Source organism: Candidatus Hydrogenedentota bacterium (assembly GCA_013359265.1).
Classification (GTDB): Bacteria; Hydrogenedentota; Hydrogenedentia; order Hydrogenedentales; family SLHB01; genus JABWCD01.
In genome coordinates, this window is the sequence record JABWCD010000013.1 from 94739 (window position 1) to 113101 (window position 18363).

At 61.1% G+C, this 18363-nt stretch carries 12 protein-coding genes; 4 read left to right on the forward strand and 8 right to left on the reverse strand.

Annotation, left to right across the window (positions count from 1 at the left end):
* Position 1: 1 nt before the first annotated feature.
* The 6 genes from lpdA to HUU46_13600 form a co-directional block, all read right to left on the reverse strand.
* Positions 2–1429, reverse strand: a complete 1428-nt coding sequence (gene lpdA / locus HUU46_13575) for a dihydrolipoyl dehydrogenase (GenBank protein NUM54669.1) — start codon at positions 1427–1429, stop codon at positions 2–4.
* Between the two features lie 43 nt (positions 1430–1472).
* Positions 1473–2756, reverse strand: coding sequence for a 2-oxo acid dehydrogenase subunit E2 (locus HUU46_13580; protein NUM54670.1), 1284 nt, complete (start codon positions 2754–2756; stop codon positions 1473–1475).
* A 20-nt stretch (positions 2757–2776) separates the two neighbouring features.
* Positions 2777–5461 (reverse strand): pyruvate dehydrogenase (acetyl-transferring), homodimeric type, encoded by a 2685-nt coding sequence (gene aceE, locus HUU46_13585; protein ID NUM54671.1) that lies wholly within the window; start codon positions 5459–5461, stop codon positions 2777–2779.
* 322 nt (positions 5462–5783) lie between these two features.
* Entirely contained in the window at positions 5784–6299 is a 516-nt protein-coding gene (locus tag HUU46_13590) for a peptidylprolyl isomerase (protein ID NUM54672.1), read from the reverse strand.
* A gap of 78 nt (positions 6300–6377) precedes the next feature.
* Entirely contained in the window at positions 6378–7298 is a 921-nt protein-coding gene (locus HUU46_13595; protein ID NUM54673.1) for a diguanylate cyclase, read from the reverse strand.
* A 9-nt stretch (positions 7299–7307) separates the two neighbouring features.
* Entirely contained in the window at positions 7308–9143 is a 1836-nt protein-coding gene (locus HUU46_13600; protein NUM54674.1) for a PAS domain-containing protein, read from the reverse strand.
* Between the two features lie 102 nt (positions 9144–9245).
* Between HUU46_13600 and HUU46_13605 the strand changes: the two genes are divergently transcribed.
* From HUU46_13605 to HUU46_13620, 4 genes are all read left to right on the forward strand, one after another.
* Complete coding sequence (locus tag HUU46_13605; GenBank protein ID NUM54675.1) at positions 9246–9635, forward strand: hypothetical protein; 390 nt, start codon at positions 9246–9248, stop codon at positions 9633–9635.
* A gap of 33 nt (positions 9636–9668) precedes the next feature.
* Entirely contained in the window at positions 9669–10808 is a 1140-nt protein-coding gene (locus HUU46_13610; protein ID NUM54676.1) for an exo-alpha-sialidase, read from the forward strand.
* 78 nt (positions 10809–10886) lie between these two features.
* The gene (locus HUU46_13615; protein NUM54677.1) at positions 10887–14273 is read left to right on the forward strand and encodes a PQQ-like beta-propeller repeat protein; all 3387 of its coding nucleotides are present in this window, start codon (positions 10887–10889) and stop codon (positions 14271–14273) included.
* Between the two features lie 66 nt (positions 14274–14339).
* Entirely contained in the window at positions 14340–15128 is a 789-nt protein-coding gene (locus HUU46_13620; protein ID NUM54678.1) for a sugar phosphate isomerase/epimerase, read from the forward strand.
* Positions 15129–15134: 6 nt separating this feature from the next.
* On the opposite strand, the gene HUU46_13625 is transcribed toward HUU46_13620, so the two are convergent.
* Entirely contained in the window at positions 15135–16577 is a 1443-nt protein-coding gene (locus HUU46_13625) for a hypothetical protein (protein NUM54679.1), read from the reverse strand.
* Positions 16574–18193: a tetratricopeptide repeat protein gene (locus HUU46_13630; GenBank protein ID NUM54680.1), complete on the reverse strand. Its 1620-nt coding sequence runs from the start codon at positions 18191–18193 to the stop codon at positions 16574–16576. Before HUU46_13630 ends, HUU46_13625 begins: the two co-directional genes overlap by 4 nt.
* Positions 18194–18363 lie beyond the last annotated feature (170 nt).

Here is an 18363-nt window from a genome sequence, read left to right on the forward strand (position 1 = left end):
ATTAGTTTGCTTTGCGTGGCCGGTAGACGTGCGTCCCGGTTCCAAAGATCAACTCGGCCGACTCCATGAGCGTTTCGCTGAGGGTCGGGTGCGGATGAATCGACATGCCGAGGTCCGTTGCCGTTGCGCCCATTTCAATGGCCAACACGCCTTCTGCGATTAGTTCGCCCGCGCCGGGGCCAACGATTCCGACGCCGAGCACCATGCCCGATTCCGGGTCGGTGATGAACTTCGTGAGTCCATCCTGACGGTTCAGCGTCGTCGCGCGGCCGGACGCGGCCCACGGGAACCGCGCCACATTCACGCTGCGCCCGTCCTTCTGCGCCTGGCGTTCGGTGAGGCCCGCCCAAGCGACTTCCGGGTCCGTAAATACAACCGCGGGAATCGCCGCCGGCTCGAACGCGGTGTTATGGCCCGCGATCGCTTCCGCGGCAACGCGCCCTTCGTGCGACGCCTTGTGCGCCAGCATCGGTTCGCCGGCGACGTCGCCAATCGCGAATATCGCGGGATCGGTCGTGCGGCGCTGCGCATCCACTTCGACAAACCCACGGGCGTCCACATGGACCTTCGTGTTGTTCAGTCCCAACCCGCTCGAATTCGGCTTGCGCCCGACACTCACGAGAATCTTGTCGTAAGTCTCCTTGAACTCTTTGCCGTCCTTGGATTGCAGCGTGACCGTGATGCCTTCCTTGCTTTCAGCGACGCCGGAGACTTTGGTACCCAGATGAATTTTGTGGAACACCTTCTCCATGCGTTGCGACAGGACCGTCACTAGATCGTCGTCCGCTCCGGGAAGCAGTGCGTCGGTCATCTCCACGACGGTCACAGTGGACCGGAGCGCGGCGTACACCGATCCCAATTCCAGGCCAATGTACCCGCCGCCGACTACAAGCAGCGTCTTGGGTATGTCGGGAAGTTGGAGCGCGGTCGTCGAGTTCAGGATTCGATCCGACTCGATGAACAGGTCCGGTAATGTCGCAGGCCGCGACCCGGCGGCGAGAATCGTGAAGTCGGTCTGGATCGTCTGCTCTTTTCCGTCGTCGCTCGCAACCTTAATCGTCGTCGAATCGTCGAAGCTTGCGCGGCCCTGTATGAACTTTATTTTGCGGGCCTTACACAACTGCCCAAGTCCGCCGGTCATCTTCGCGACGACGGCATCCTTGCTTGCGCGCAGTTTGGCGAGTTCGATCGAAGGTTGCTCGAAATGGATGCCCCAGTGTTCGGCCTCTTTCGCCTCGTTCAACACCTTGGCGACGTGGAGCAGCGCCTTCGAGGGAATACAACCGCGGTAGAGGCAGACCCCGCCCGGGTTCTGCTCGACGTCGACAAGCGTGACGTCAAGTCCAAGGTCGGAGGCTGCAAACGCTGCCGCATATCCGCCGGGCCCGCCACCGATGATGGCGGTCCGTTTGCCGTTATTCGTGCTCATTCTGGTTCCTTGAAGAAGATTGCCCGATGTGGCCCCGGGGCGATTAGTTATCGAGAAGTAGCGACAGCGGCTGTTCGAGCGCGTCCACGATCCACCGAACGAACCGGGCCGCATCCGCGCCATCGATCACGCGGTGATCGTAGGATAGGGAAAGCGGCAACATCGTGCGGGGCTGAAATGCTCCGTCGATGTAGACCGGCTCGATCCGTCCACGAGACACGCCGAGAATCGCGGCTTCCGGAGGATTGATGATTGGCGTGAAGGACGTGCCGCCGATACCGCCAAGGTTGCTGATGGTGAAGGTCGCGCCCTGCATTTCCTCGAGGCGGTTCTTCTTCTCTCGCGCACGGGCCGCCATTTCCTGAAGCTCGACGGCGATCTCGATTACGCTCTTCGTATCCACGTTGCGCACGACCGGCACCAGCAGTCCGCGGTCGGTATCCACCGCCACGCCGATGTTATAGTACTTTTTGTAAGTGATTTCCTGCGCCAGTACGTCGATACTCGCATTGAATTGTGGGAACTTTTTCAGCGCCGTGGCAAGAAGCTTGACGAGAATCGCCGTAACCGTCAACTTTCCACCGGCGGCCTCGACGCGTTTTCCATACTGCTGGCGGAAGCGCTCGACGCCGGTGATGTCCGCCTTGTCAAACTGGGTCACGTGTGGAATTGTGGTCCATGCGTGCGTCATGTTTTCGGATGTGCGCCGCCGGACGCTGTTCATCGGAATCCGTTCGACTTCCCCGAACGCAGTCGCCTCCGACGACGAAGCCAGACTCGCCGCGACCGGCGCCGGAGCGCGCGCCGGACGCACATCATTCCGCGCTTGCCGCGAGAACGACTTGACGTCTTCGATGGTCACACGTCCCCCAGGACCGGTACCTGGAACGTCGCTGACGTCAATACCGATTTCGCGCGCCAGGCGGCGAACGGACGGCGATGCAGGCACGGGCGTGTTGGACACACGCGCCGCTGGTGCGGCCACAGGCGCGGGGGCCGTTACACGCGGCGCGGGAACCGCCTCGAGTTTCACCGGCGCGTCCTGACGCTGCGGCTGCGGCGCCGGTTTGGCGGCTTCTGCGGGAGCGCCGTTACCGGAAACAACCATCACAACGTCGCCTACGCGAAGCGGTTGACCCTCCCGCGCGCGGATTTCCGTCACCTTACCAGAAACCGACGACGGAACTTCCGTAGACGCCTTGTCGGTTTCGATTTCCATCACCGGCTGGTCCTTTCGGACATCGTCGCCGACGGCAACCAACAACTTCGTGACCGTTACCTTGTCTACGTTCTCCGCGAGCGCGGGCAGTTTGAATTCGACTGACATGTTCTGCGTTGTGGCCCCTTTTAGCTGTACATGGGATTCGGTTTGTTCGGATCGATTTCGAGCGTCTTCATCGCCTGCTTTACAATGTCCTCTTTGATTTTACCATCGAGGAACAGCCCGTGCAGCGTCGCAAATGCGATCCAGCGCGCATCGACCTCGAAGAAATCGCGCAGCATCTTCCTGGACTCGCTGCGTCCGTAGCCGTTCGTGCCCAACACGACGAGGCGTTGCGACATCGCCTGGCCGAGCGCGTCCGGCAGCACTTTCAAATAATCGGACGCGGCCACGATCGGGCCCGGCTCGTTCTTTAGACACTGCGTCACGTACGACTCGCGCGGCGCATCGCCCGGGTGAAGCATGTTCCAACGCGCCACGTCGACGATGTCTTTGCGCAGTTCCTTATAGCTCGTCACGCTCCAGACATCCGCGCTTACGCCAAACTTCTCCGCGAGCAGGTCCTGCGCCTTGAGCGCTTCGTTCAAAATCGCGCCGCTGCCGAGAAGTGTCGCTTTAAGCTTAAGTTTCTTGTGGGACGACGCGCGCAGTTTGTACATGCCGCGAAGAATGCCTTGTTCGCATCCCTCCGGCATCGCAAGCATCGGGTAGTTTTCATTGCCGACTGTGATGTAGTAGAAGACGCTTTCCTGCTCTTCGTACATGCGCCGGATGCCGTCGCGGATAATGACGGCGAGTTCGTAGGCAAAGGCCGGGTCGTACGCGATCAGATTGGGGACCGGCAACGCCAATACGTGGCTGTGTCCATCCTGATGTTGAAGGCCCTCGCCGGCAAGCGTCGTGCGGCCGGCGGTCGCGCCGAGCAGGAAGCCGCGGCAGCGCATGTCGCCTGCCGCCCAAATGAGGTCGCCAATACGCTGAAGACCGAACATCGAGTAGTAAATGAAGAACGGAATCGTCGGTATGCCGTGCGTCGAATACGCGGTGCCCGCGGCAATAAAGGACGACATCGATCCCGCTTCGGTAATTCCCTCTTCGAGAATTTGGCCGTCCTTGGCTTCCTTGTAGTAAATAAGGGTATCCGAATCGACCGGCTCGTAAAGCTGGCCCACGTGCGAATAGATGCCGATCTGGCGGAACAGCGCTTCCATACCGAATGTGCGCGCTTCGTCCGGAACGATCGGGACGACGTACTTGCCGATTTCCTTGTCCCGTAGCAGCTTCGACAGGATGCGCACAAACGCCATGGTCGTCGAGATAGCGCGGTCTTCGCTGCCTTTGTGAAATTCCTCGAACACTGATACGTCCGGCGTCTTGAGCGGCGCGCACTGCGTCGCGCGCGTGGGCACGCATCCGCCAAGCGCTTCGCGGCGCTCGCGGAGATACGCGATTTCCGGGCTGTCCTCCGCCGGCCTGTAGAACGGCGCGAGCGCGACGTCTTCGTCCGAAATCGGAATGGCGAACCGCGTCCGGAACTCCCGCAGCTCGTCTTCGTTCAGCTTTTTCTGCTGGTGGGTGATGTTCTTGCCCTCGCCGCTCTCGCCAAGCCCGTACCCCTTGATGGTCTTCGCAAGGATCACCGTCGGTTGGCCCTGATGATTCACCGCCGCTCGAAATGCCGCGAAAACCTTCTCGGGATCGTGCCCGCCGCGCTTCAGTTTGCGGAGTTGTTCGTCAGACATCGAACGCGCGAGCGCCATGAGCTTGGGATCGCCCTTGAAGAAGTGCTCACGAATGTACTTGCCGCTCTCGACCGTGTACTTCTGGTACTGGCCGTCGACAATTTCGCCCATGCGCGTCGCCAGCCAGCCGTCCTTGTCCTTCTCCAGCAGGGGGTCCCAGTCGCCGCCCCAAATAACCTTGATAACGTTCCATCCCGCGCCGCGGAACAGGGTTTCAAGTTCCTGGATAATCTTTCCGTTGCCGCGCACGGGACCGTCGAGACGCTGCAAATTGCAGTTGATAACGAAGATGAGGTTGTCCAGTTTCTCGCGGGCGGCGAGGGTAATCGCGCCGAGCGATTCCGGTTCGTCTGTTTCACCGTCGCCAAGAAATGCCCACACCTTGTTTCCGGCGTCCAGTTTCAATCCGCGGTCTTCGAGGTACCGGTTAAACCGGGCCTGGTAAATCGCCATGATCGGGCCGAGGCCCATCGAGACCGTTGGGAACTGCCAGAACTCCGGCATGAGCCACGGGTGCGGATACGAAGACAGTCCACCGCCCGGCTGGAGTTCCGCGCGGAAGTTTTCGAGTTGTTCCTGCGTCAAGCGTCCCTCAAGGAACGCGCGCGCATAGATACCCGGGGCGGCGTGACCCTGGAAGTATATTTGGTCCCCGGAATGGTCCTTTCCCGTGCCGCGGAAGAAATGGTTGAATCCCACCTCGTATAGCGTCGCGGCCGACGCAAAGGTCGAGATATGGCCGCCAATCCCGCTCTCTTCGCGGTTCGCGCGCACGACCATTGCCATCGCGTTCCAGCGGATAAAACTCTTGATGCGGCGCTCGATGTCCCGGTTCCCCGGGTAGGGCGGCTGATCGTCCGCGTGAATCGTGTTCACGTAAGGCGTGTTGCCCGTGAAGGGAAGTTGCACGCCCCGCGCCTCTGCGTGTGTGCGAAGCCGTTCGATCAGCGCGACGGCGTGTTCCTCGCCCTGATGTTCGAGAATGTAGTTGAGCGACTGTATCCACTCGCGAATCTCGTCTTCGAGTACGCCATCGGGATCGTCTATTACGCGTGCTTCGGTGCTCACGGTTGATGGGCCTTTCCTCGCCGTCGTCGGCGCTTTTCTTCAGTGAGATAACGCCGAGGATGGGCGGCTTGTTTCGTGCCGGCCACGGCGCGCCGGGCGTGCGCAAGTTCGCGCAAACACGGCGCTTCCGCGCCAAAACAACGCCGCGCGTCCCCCCGGAGAGCGGCAATTTGTACCAAGACATTTGCAGGCAAATGAGTTACCCGCACATACATGCAAAATTGTATGCGATTGGCGGCGGAAGTATCAAGAAATGGCGCGTCACAACAACCTAACGAGCGGTAGACAACGGCGTTGGCTAGGCGCGCCGCGCGCGGATGCGCTACCGCTTTTTGGGATACCGCTTGTCGAGGACCGCGTTCCAGTCGTCAAGATAGGTCTGTGTCTTTGCAAACAGCGACGTGGTGTCCCCCGAGATTTCGATGGACTCGATTCGGTCGTTTTGCGCAATGCTGTTCACGACCGCCTGGTCTTCCTTCGCCACCACCGCGCCAAACACGGTGTGCTTGCCGTCGAGCCAGTCGGTGGGCACGTGCGTGATAAAGAACTGGCTGCCGTTCGTGCGCGGCCCCGCGTTCGCCATCGAAAGAATTCCCGGGCGATCGTGTTTCAACGCGGGCGTGCATTCGTCCTGAAACTTGTATCCCGGCCCGCCGGTGCCGGTACCCTGCGGGCAGCCGCCTTGGATCATGAAGTTCGCGATGACACGGTGAAACGTCAGCCCGTCGTAGTATCCGCGCTGCGCGAGATTGACGAAATTCGCAACGGTGATCGGCGCCTGCTCCGCGAAGAGGTCCAGGCGAATAGTGCCCTTATTTGTACGAATGTTTGCTTGCATGGTGATGAAATACCCTCCGGCTCGGCAGTGTAACAGAATCGGGACGTCGATTGTCCGGGGGAACTGACCGCTCTCCGGTTAGGTGCGCGGCACCATGTCCGGCCGCCAGCCAATCACCTGGGCTTTGCCCTGGCGTTTCGCCGTGTACATCGCCTGGTCGGCTTTTTCGACGAGTGTGGCGAAATCGGCGCCGTCGCGCGGCGCCTCGGCCACGCCCGCACTGAACGTGAGCGGACCGTTGAGTTCGTTTTTCGAGAGATTGCGGAACATGGCCATCATACGTTCGACAATGCGAACGCCCACGGGCTCGGGCGTTTCCGGAAAGTAGAGCACGAATTCTTCACCGCCGTATCGACCGACGATGTCGACGCTGCGGATGTCTTTCGTCAACGCGGACGCAAGGTGCAACAGTGCGCGATCGCCCGCCGCATGCCCGAACTGATCGTTGACCTGTTTGAACCCGTCGATGTCGAGGAAGACCAGCGAGCCGTGCGAGGGGTAACGTTTGATGCGGGCGAGTTCACGCTGCACATCGCGCTCCAACGTTTGACGGTTCAGCAGTCCCGTAAGCGTGTCCAGGCGCGCGACGCGCGAGAAATTCTCGCGGCGGCGCATAATGGCGTTGATGCGCGCAACCAGCACCTGCGGATCGAACGGTTTCGTCACGTATTCGTCCGCTCCGGTGGACAATCCGCGAATCTGATCCTCGGACGTTCCCTTTGCCGTAAGGAATACGAACGGGATGTCGCGCAAAACGCCGTCCTGAAGAATCCGTTCGCGCATGACGAACCCATCCATATCGCGCATCATGACGTCGGAAACAATGAGATCGACCATGACAATCTCAAGCTTCCTCAGGGCTTCGGGACCGCTGGCGGCGGTGAACACCTGGAAACCGGCGGACGAAAGGGTGTACGAAAGCAGCTCTGCGGTATGCGGATCATCTTCGACCACCAGCACGGCATAGTGCCGCGGTTCGTCCGGCAAGTCGGTGCTCATCCTCGTCCCCTATGACCCAGTTCCGCCGCTGTCGGGCCCGCCAATGGGCAAGCGGACGGTAAACGTCGCGCCGCTCCCCGGTTTGCTTTCGACGCTGACCGTGCCGCCATGCAGTGTAACCATTTCGCGCACGAGGAACAATCCGAGGCCGGCGCCGGGGGCCTTTTCGCTGCCACCGCGGACCTGATAGAACCGCTCGAAGATGCGCTCCGCGTGTTCGGCCGGGATGCCCGGCCCGGTGTCCGCGACGCGAATCACGACATGGTCCCCTTCTTTTGAAGCCGACAACGAAATCTTGCCCTTTTCCGGCGTGAACTTGGTTGCGTTTTCGAGCAAATTGCAGACAATCGTATACACCCGTTTCGCGTCCGCCCTGATCGCGGGGAGATCGTCCGGGAAGTTTGAAGTATACGAAATGCGTTTCGCGACCATCGCGGGCTTGAGCGATAACACGATGGTTTCAACCAGACGCGCGAGATCGAGCGGCGCAAGGTCGAGCACGGCACGCCCCGATTCGATGCTCCCCATTTCCAGCAGGGACTCGATGAGTTGCATCAGGCGATCGGTTTCTTCGTCGATGATGGTGAGGAAATGTTCGTGTACGTCCCGGGACATGTCGGGATCGCGCAGAATCGTGCGCACGAATCCCTTGATGGACGTCATCGGCGTCCTCAGTTCGTGCGAGACGGCAGACACGAAATCGGTCTTCATCTGATCGATCTCGCGCTCCTTCGTCACGTCGTGGAGAATCGTAACGAAGCAGTCTTCCCCCTGCACCAACTCGGGGATGCGTGCACGGGAGACCGACAGCGTGCGGACGGGCGGGTCCCCCACGCGCAAATCGAGCTTGGCAAAATCTTCCCCGTCGCTTCCCCGTTCGCGCCACGCGGCGCAAAAATCACGGTCGGTGAGCAAGGACAGGAAGTCCTTGGCAATTGGTTCGCGCCTGGGAAGGCCGAGCAAGTCGATGGCCGCGGCGTTCATCATAAGAACGATGTCGTTTGTGTCGGAAACGACAACGCCCTCGCCCATGCCGCGCAGGATTGTTTCGAGGCGGTTACGCTCCTGCGCCAGAATGATAGCCTTGCGGCGGTTATCGGCCTCGAACTCGCGCCGCTCGATGCTCTCCCCCAACGTCCGCGCCACGGCGTCGAGCAGTTTGCGCTCCGCGGCGAGGAACGGGCCGTGTTCGCGCGAGCCCGGCACTTCGCGCACGTAGAACACCTGCACCATGCCGCGCGCGCGATTGTTGACGACCACCGCGGCGGACTGTCCCCACCGCGTCTCCTCGAACTGCTGGCTCACGTATTCGCGGCCATCCAACAAGATTCGTGCGCGCGCCCAATCCGGGTGCCGCCACGCCGGCGGAATCAGGCGCACAAGCTCTTCGCATATTTCCTCGATGGTGTCCCGCGTGCGAAGCAGTTCGGCCAGCCCGTAGATACAGGACAACTCCTTCAGTTGCTGCTGGTATGACAGGAGCAGTTGTTGGGCTTGGCCTCCGGACTCACCTGATGCCTCGTCGAGAGCGCGCGAAGTTCCGCTTGAAACGCAATACACCTGTAGCACGCGATCCGCGGGATATCCAACAATCGTTAGATGCGCCGCGCCTGGACCCGCGGTCGCCGTCAACTCGGTTTCCACGCCGTTCTCGATAATCTCGGCAAGCGAAATCGTTTTCAGCTCGGGTATAAGCGAGACGGCGCGGCGGCGGCGATGTCCGCTGAGGCCAAACCGTGCCGCGGCGGCGGCATTGTGGTCGCAGATAATGCCGCTCTCGTCGACGCGCAATATCGGTATCGGGCTGTGTTGATCAATCGGCGGAAGCGAACGGCGTTTCGTCATGACAATTCCGTGTGAACCCCTCAGATGCCACACTGTACCCTAATCCGGGGAGCGAGATAAACGAAGTATGCATGGTCCCGGCTTGACCAAGGAGTTTTCGATATGGCGCTTGCATGGAGCCGCTACACAGCACTGGTATTCGCGATAGGTCTCGCGATCGGCGAGGCCGTAATCAACTGGGGCCATTGGCAATGGTGGCCCCTCTGGGTCGTGGATTACGGAATCGTGGTCTGGCTGCTCTACGGATTCGTGGCATCGCGTGACCCGCGCCGGGCCCACGCGCTAACCACGGCGTGGGCATTCGCATTCGGAGTGTTCTACATTGCGCTATTCGCGACGCTCGACGGCATTCGCAGGGGCGACGCAGCGTTTGGCAAAAGCCCAGTCATCTTGGTTCTCATGGCAATCATGACGATTCTTGCCGCGCTTGGCGTCGCGACCGGATCGTTCGCGCACCGCAAGGCACTCGCGCCGGGCGCGTCATCGGAGTGAGTTCTGCAATGTCATCATGCTAATCTTCGCCGCATGAGTACGCGTGCCTTTTCCCGCTTCGAACGTTGCCTCACCCTGCTGCTCGCAGTGGCTGTGATTACTCTTCCCGCTGCACATGCCGGCGGCCCCAAACACGAACCTGTCCAAGTCACCGTTTTCGTCGCAGGCGATGCAGGGTACGACACGTACCGCATTCCCGCCGTAGTCACAACTGCGAATGGTACGGTGCTCGCCTTCTGCGAGGGGCGTAGGAACAGCGCGAGCGATTACGGCGATATCGACATTGTACTGAAACGGAGCAATGACAAAGGAGCGACATGGTCGCAACACCAGGTCATCGTTGACGACGGCACAATGTCCTGCAACAACCCGGCCCCAATTGTCGATCTAAGGAGCAACACGGTCATCTTGGTCTTTACGAAACATCCGGGCGACGACCGGGAGGACGAAATCCTCGACGGCAGCGCGGCGCCATGCACCGTATGGACAATGAAAAGCGTAGACGACGGGAACACGTGGACAACGCCGCGCGAGATCACGCAACAAGTTAGCAAACCCGAATGGCGGTGGTATGCGACAGGCCCATGTCACGGGATTCGAACGCAACGCAATGGGCGCATCGTCGTGCCCTGCAACCATTCGCTGGCGCCAAACCCTTCAACGTGGTATTCGCACGCGATCGCGAGCGACGACATGGGCGAGACGTGGACGTTGCTTGGCGCAGCCGGACCGCACTGCAACGAATCCACACTGCTCGAACTTCCCGATGGCGGCCTCTACCTCAACATGAGGAGCTATCATGGAAAGAACCGCAGGCACATTTCGCGCAGCGCCGACGGTGGCGTTACCTGGAGCGAACCCGAACCGGACAGCGCGTTAGTAGAGCCGGTGTGTCAGGCGGGTTGCCTTCGTCTCGACCTCGAAGGCGGAAAGCCGCGGTTCCTGTTCAGCAACCCGGCCAGCACGAAACGCGAGCGCATGACCGTGCGCGTGAGCCAGGACGCGTGCGAGACATGGTCAAAAGGGAGGGTGCTGCACGAAGGCCCTTCAGCCTATTCCGATCTCTCGGAACTCAGCGACGGCACTATTGGATGTCTGTACGAGCGCGGCAAGAAGGGCCCATACGAAAGCGTCTACTTCGCTCGGTTCTCGCTGGGCTGGCTCGACCGTTGATCTTGCCGCGCACCGGCGGGTAGGGTGACACAATCATCGATACCGATACCTCCAAACCGTGCGACTGGGAGTTGTTCCGTGCGAATTGCTGCAACACTTGCCGCGTCGTTTCTGTGCCTATGCGGTTTAGCGCAAGAACTCGAATGGACGTTTCCTCTTGACGCGCCCGGTTCCGCGCCGACACTGTATCCAAACGAAGCTGGGCCGACCGGCATCGCCGTGGTCGCTGGCAGACTCGTTGCGCTGCTCGACGGCCGTGGCGCGCCAAAATGGACGGCGGACCTTGCGGACGATCTCGCGGGGCCTGCGACCGTCGCGGATATCGACCGCGACGGGGAGTCCGAACTGCTCGTCATGTCTGTCAATGGGAAGCTCATCTGTCTAACCGCTACGGGACAACCACTGTGGGAGCGCGACTTCAATACGCCCACCGGCGGTTTCAAGAATGTGGTCGCGGCGGACCTAGTGGCCGCGCCGGGCATGGAACTCGTCATCGGGTTTGACGATGGCTGGCTCAATTGCGTTGGCGCGAAAGGCGACGTGCTGTGGCGCTTCTTCGGCGATAGAGGCCGCGTCGGCGGAATCGCGGCAGCGGACGTGGACGCAGACGGCGCCCCCGAAATCGTGTACGGGACGGACAACGGACACGTGTATTGTCTCACCGGCGATGGGCGCGTCGAGTGGCGTTACGACGAACTCGCGCCCTACGGACGTTCCGGACCAAACATTGCCGACGCGAATGCCGACGGAAAGCCGGAGGTTTACATCACTCGCAGCAATGTCGGGAACGCGACCTGCATTATGGCGCTTGACGCGGCGACCGGAGCATTCCTATGGCGCTCCAAGGATATTCAGCAGGGCTATGTCTCAAACGCCATCGTCGATCTCGATGGCGACGGCAAGTCGGAGATACTTCATGGAGACAAAGGCAACTTTCTTTATTGCGAGAACGCAGACGGCTCGCGCCGCTGGCAGGTGGAGTTGGGCGGGCGCGGGCTGTTCTGGGCGCCGGCGGTTGGCGACGTAGATGGCGACGGCTCACCGGAGATTGTCGCGGGAATGCGCGGCACCGACGCGAAGACCGGGGCAACCGTTTTCGTTATTGGCGCGGACGGCGCAATTGAATCGACCATCAAAGCCGGCAGCTCGACGAACGCCTCGCCCGCGCTCGCCGACATCGACAGTGATGGCGCTATCGAGCTCATCGTCGTAGCCGAAGGCCCGAAGAACGAAGTCCAATGCTACAGTTGGGGAAAGTCCGGTGCGATCGGATGGCCATCGATCCGCGGGAAGTCCGCGATGACCGCGAATTCGAGCGTTCCGCTGGGCGCGCCGTCGGACGTGCCTTTGCGAACTCCGCAAGACCGCCGGGCCCGCGAAGAGCGCAGCGTCGTGTGGGGAGACAATACGTGGCACGTCGATCTGCCGTTCCCCGCGTCATCGTCGACCTTTATTGAAATTGCCGTTCAGGCGGAAGGCCAGCCACACACTACGCGCGTCTACGACATCAAGCCCGGACAAACCGCGGTGGATTTACGCTGGTCGTACGCACACGGTGAGCGGGCGCTCGTCGATGTACGCCACTTCGACAGGGACCAGTCGCGGTTCATCATCACGGCGAACGTAATACCCGGACCCGTTGATGCGTGTGGTTTGCAGGAACTCGCTAAGGAAGCCGACCGTGTTTCGCAGGCGCGCATAGGCGCGAGACTGGACGCACTCCTCGTGTCGGCCAAGCTGGCAAGCCTTCGGACGGAAGCCGATGCGGTACGGCAACGTGCCGGTGCGCGCGCGCCATACGACGAACTTGCTGACGCCGCGACGGCGCTCCGCCGCAGCGCCGAAGCGTTGCGCTCAACCATCGCGGCATTTGACGCACTCGGTCCGGACAATCCCGCCACGTTCACTTGCTCGATAGACGAGAACCCGTGGGACACGTTTGACCATACAACGCCCACGCCGCCACACGCCGAATCCGAGGTCCTTCGCATTACAGCGTATCAGGACGAGTTCGAGGACGCCGCCTTGTCCCTGTTCAACCTGACATCAGAATCGTTGGATGTGCGCTGCCAATTCTTTGAACCCGCAACATCGCAGGGCCGTCCGCCCGGGGACCCGAAGGAGACCCGCGCCGTTACGTTGCGGCGCGCGTTGCCTATCCGAACGGCCTCCGGCGATCGCGTATGGGATGCCTTGCCGGAACTGGACCATTCGCGCTCCTTGACCATTCCCGGTGGCGAAGGCCGCCAACTTTGGCTGACGCTCAACACGCACGGCATGCAGCCGGGCACGCAGACCTTCACGCTATATCTCTCGACCCTGGGCACAGAACCGTTCACGCGGCAGGTGCCCATCGAATTCACGGTTTGGCCCGTCGCGTTGCCCGGCACGGTGTATCGAAAGATGAATTGGAGCAACTTCAATTTCTCGGACGCCTCCGATCAAGCCATACGCGACATGATCGATCATGGCATCAACACAATCTATGGCCCCGGACTCCCCACCATTCCCGTCAACGCGGCCGGCGAACTCGCAGGGGAAATTGATTGGAGTGCATTCGATGCGGTCATGTCGCGCATTCCGAAGCATTTCTTTCTCATGTGGGGAAGTCCGGCCCCGTTGAAGTGGCCGGGCGATGTACCGGCTGTGGACAGCGAAACACACATCGCCGGCATACGAACTGCAATCCACGAAATGAACAGGCATCTCGATCCGTTGGGCTTTGGGTATGACCAGTGGGCCTTCTACCCGATGGACGAGCCGTGGAACACAGGCTTCACCGGCATCCCCGAACTCAAGGCCTTTTGCAGTCGCGTGAAAAAGGCCGAGCCATCGGCGCAGATTTACGCCGATCCGGCGGGCAGCACGCGCATCGAGTATGTGTCCGAGTTCAAAGGGCTAATTGACGTCTGGCAGCCGGAGATGAATATCCTCAAACGCGACCCGGCGCTCGTGAAGTGGTTCCAGGAAAACTCGAAACACTTCTGGGCTTACGAGGCCACCGGGCCAGGCAAAGAAATGTTACCGCTCGGCTACTACCGGGCGTACGCGTGGTTGGCATGGTCGTTGGGCACCGAGGGCGCGGGGTATTGGGTGTACCGCGGAGAAGACACATGGTGGCCGGTGGGCGGCGGCGACTGGTCCGCGGTCTACCAGTCGAACGAATTCGTCGTCCCTTCGCGGCGCTTCCAAGCGGACCGCGACGGCGTCGAAGATTACCGCGCGCTGTACCTCTTGCGCGAAGAAGCCAAGAAAGCACGCGCGGCTGGGCGGAACGCGGAAGCAATCAAGGCGGAAACACTCATTGACGAAGCGGTATCGAAAGTAGTCGGTTGGCAAATCGGCGCTATCGACGAGATCACACGCTTCACCCGCGACTACGAACTCGACTATGGATTGCTCCTGGACTACCGTGAGCGAATCGCGGAGTTGATCGTGCAAATGCGAAGTGCGTCGTCCGGTTAGGCCGTATTATTCTCATGCGCGTATCGGCACGGGCGATCGCGCGCCACACCACACCGAAGGGGAACCATGAAAGTCGGTATACGCCTGGGATCGTTGGGAACGGGCAGTCTCAAGAAAGACCTGCAACGTGCATTGGCGATCGGCGTGCACGGCGTCCAATTGCGCGTGGTCGACACCGAGATCGATCCACGTACGTTGTCGCGCAGTGGCCGCGAAGAGTTGGCGGACTACATCGATTCGTTCGAATTTGACGTTGCTGCGTTGTCAGGAGAACTCGGCGGCTTTGGCGACTCCTCGGCCGTCGACGAGCGGGTCAGCCGGACGCGAGACATGTTGGATATGTGCGTCGAACTTCGCGCTCCACTGCTGACCGCGGACGCCGGTGCGATTCCGGATGCGGGCTCGCGTCCATATGACGTACTGACAGACACCGTGCGCGCACTGGCCCAGCACGCAATCGAGCGCGATGTGCGCCTGGCGTTGACGACCGGTACGGAGGATGTGTCGCGATTGGCAGCATTTGTCGCCCATGTCAAAAGCGAAGGACTGCGTATCACATATGATCCCGCGGGATTGCGCAGGGTCGGCAACGATCCGGTTTCACAGGTAGACACCATCGGCAGGCTCATCGCGCATGTTTACGCGAGGGACGCGCAACGCGGCGCCACGGCGGAGCCCGGCGCCGAATGCGGCTTGACGAAGGGCGACGCACAAATCGAGGAAGCCCTCCTTCGCCTGCGCGAGGCGGAGTACGACGGGTATCTTACGGTCGCGTATGACCGCGACGAAGACCTTGCGGCATACGCGGTCGAAGCCGTTACCTGGCTCAAGCGCCAGGAGGGTGTCGATCCCTGACAGGAACTACGGAATGATCGACCCCGCTTTTTCGCTCTTGATCTTCTCGATTTCTTTCTCGTACTGACGGTCCAGCAACGCGCGGAGGGCTTGTTCATCCAGCGATTTCGCGGCGCTCTCGGCCTGCTCGCGAGTGGAATACCCCGCGCCAAGTCCACTAAGCGACGGAGCATTGCTGACGAGGTCTCGGCGCAGTTGGGTCAACTTCGACTCCGCCATCAGCATGCCATTCTGCGCGATCCTGTATTCGCTCGCGAACTCATCAGTGACCTTGCCGTAGCCGCTCTGCGCCTCGTACAGCAGCGCGATCGCGCCGCCGTAGTCCTTACGAAACGCAAGTTGGTCCGCCTGGTTCAACTTCTCGTCGGCGGCTGTCAAGGTCTCGCGCGTATCCTCGAGGCGCGCGTCGCGCTCTGTGATCAGTTTCTCCGCATCGAGCAGTTTTCGTTGCGCGTTGGGTTGCAGTTTGTCGGCGTCCAAGGCCTTCTGATACGCCTCACGCGCGTCCTCGAGCTTCTGCTCGGCCAGCGCGTCGTCACCCAGCTTGACGTAATAGGCGGCGATGCGCTCCGTCACGTCGCGCCTCGCGGGATCGAGCGCAAGTACCGCCTGATACTCCTGCATCGCGCGTTCGTATTTTTCTGCGTCGTAGAACATGTCCCCGATTTGTTTCTGCAAATCGACCGTCGACACGTTCAAATCGGTTAACCGCTTATACGCGGACTCGGTCTCCGCGTCGTTCCCGCGCTTGATGTAGAATTGGATCGCGCGAAGGATGTAATCGCGAATTTGCGACGGGGAGATGTTCGCGGATGTGACCCGGCCGGTGAGCACGCTCTGGTACACGTCCGCGACGGAATTTACCGAACGGCTCGCGTCGTCGGAAATCGCCGAACGCGCCGTACCGTCGAACCCGATGCCCGACCGGTAATCGGTAATGATCAAGTCGCGGCGGTCCGCCGCGTCCGATCGCACTTCGGCAAAGTACGTCACCGGATCGACTTTCGTTCTCGGGGCCGGCTTCATCTGCACCTTCTCGATTATGCCTTCCACGTCCGCGTAATAGACATCGCGGACCGACGGATCGGCGTCGGCAAGCGGCGAGGAAACTTCGGCCACGAGCATGCCCAAGACGCCAAGCCGGTACGCGAAATACGGGTCAACGCGTCCGCCGCCCACCGCCTGCAACAGATACATTTCCGTTTCGACTGCCCCGACGGGGTCGGTAATCGCAACCGGAACGAGCGTAGTCAGATCGCTGGGCGAAATCGAGGCCCCCGCCCGGATGTCCTTGTCGAGCTTGGTCAGATTCGCCCCGGATTCCCTGGCGATAATGCGCGACGCCATCGACACGATCGCAACGCGCGTGCGCGGCCCCCACGCCCACGCCGGCACCACTCCGCCCGCAAACAGCGCAGCGGTTACTGCGACGACTACAGCCCTCTTCATGAGACGCCCCTTTCGTTCGCGCTGGCAGCGGGTTCAATGGCGACGCCGGGCCCGCCCGCCGTTCGTCCCGAATCGACCGACCGCTGCAACTGCTCGATAAGCGCCTTCACTTGCGATGCGCCGGCATCAGGGTCGTTTTGGTCGACAAGTTTCAAATACCGATCCAATTCTCGGATGCCCTCCGAGAGGTCCTGCCGTTGAATCAGCAGCAGCCCCGTCTCCAAATGCGCCGGCGCGTAATTCGGGTCCGCCTGCGTGGCCTTGCGGAACGACGCCTGCGCGCCGTCCGGATCGTTCAACAGCATGGTGGCGCGGCCACGCACCGTCTCCAACTCCGCAACGTCGCTCGGAATGGTCGGCGCAGTCACTCGACCCAGGATTTGCAGCGCGCGATCGGGATTTTGCTGCGTAAGGTACAGGCGCGCAGCTTGTACCGCCGCTTTGGATTGGTACGGACCCGCCTGCTCCGCGAGCGACTCGTAGTCGGCGAGCGCCTGCGCCGTCAACCGCTGACGATCCAGGCAGATCGCGCGAAAATACTTCGCCGTATCGTTCGCTGGATTCTTGGTCGCCGCATCGTTCAGCTTGTTGAGCGCTTCTCCGTAATTACCCTCTTCAATAAGCAGCAGGCCAAGCCGCGTAAGGGATTCGTTTTCGATTACCGTACCTTTTGCGACTGCGTCCTGAAGATTCCTGCTTGCGGACGCCTTGTCCCCTTTCAACGAGGCGACAATACCCGCCGCCGCCAGGCTGTCGGGCGACGATGGGTCCGCGCTGAGCAATTGGGCTTCGGCGCCGGGCAAATCGTTTTGGAGGGCCTTCGCAATGGCGGATGCACGCTGCACGTCCGGATTGCCCGCCGCCAGACCCTGCGCGGCCTCGAGCGCCTGCGCCTGCCCGGCGACGTCCTTATTCACGCCGCGCGCGAGCCCCAACAGGTACTGCAGGTCTCCGTCGCCCGGGTTTGCCTGCACCGCCCGCTCGAGCAAATCGATCTGCGAACTTGCGCTTCCCGGCGTTTTCGATTGCGCGTAACTCACAACCGCAAGCCGCGTCGCTTCACCGTCCGACGAATCGAGCCGCGCCGCCTTCTCGAAATTCTGCGCCGCCGCTGCCATGTCGTTCGACAACCAGAACAGCTTGCCCATCTCGAAGAAGGCCGCCGCATCCCCTGTGTTCTTCGCGGTGTGCGTCTCCAACAAGCGGATCGCATCGAGCGTCCTGCCGCTGTTCGCGAGCCGTTTCGCGCGTGCGACTGGATCGCCCATCATCGACATGGCCACGATGATCGCGACCAGAATGATTAACGCGGCAAGCACGCCGCCGATTACGTAGTATCGCGTATTGCTCTGCACGACCGGCGCCTTCGCCGCCTGCTGCTTCCGTTCGTCCGCTATCTTCTGCCCCGTGAGCAGGTTCGTCCCGCACGCGACACAAATAATGTCGCCTTCCTGAATGAGCGCGCCACAGTTGGTGCAGGTCTGGCTGGACGCCGACGAGCGGCGCGCAGGCCTCGGGCCCGTTTGCTTCTTCAGAAACCCACCGCAGTGCACACAACTATCGAGTTGCGGGTCGGTAAGCTTGCCGCAATACGGGCAATTGATCATGGTTGGCACGCTAAGCACCTCATTCGGTTGCCGGGCACACGGCCCGCCAATTCACGACGTATGCGCCGGCCGCATGTCACAATGCATGACCGGATTACTGCGAAGGGTTATGAGTGCGGTAAGATACGCGATGTCTCGACCCGGCCTACGCTTTCCGCTAGTCGTCATCCCGGAAAGGC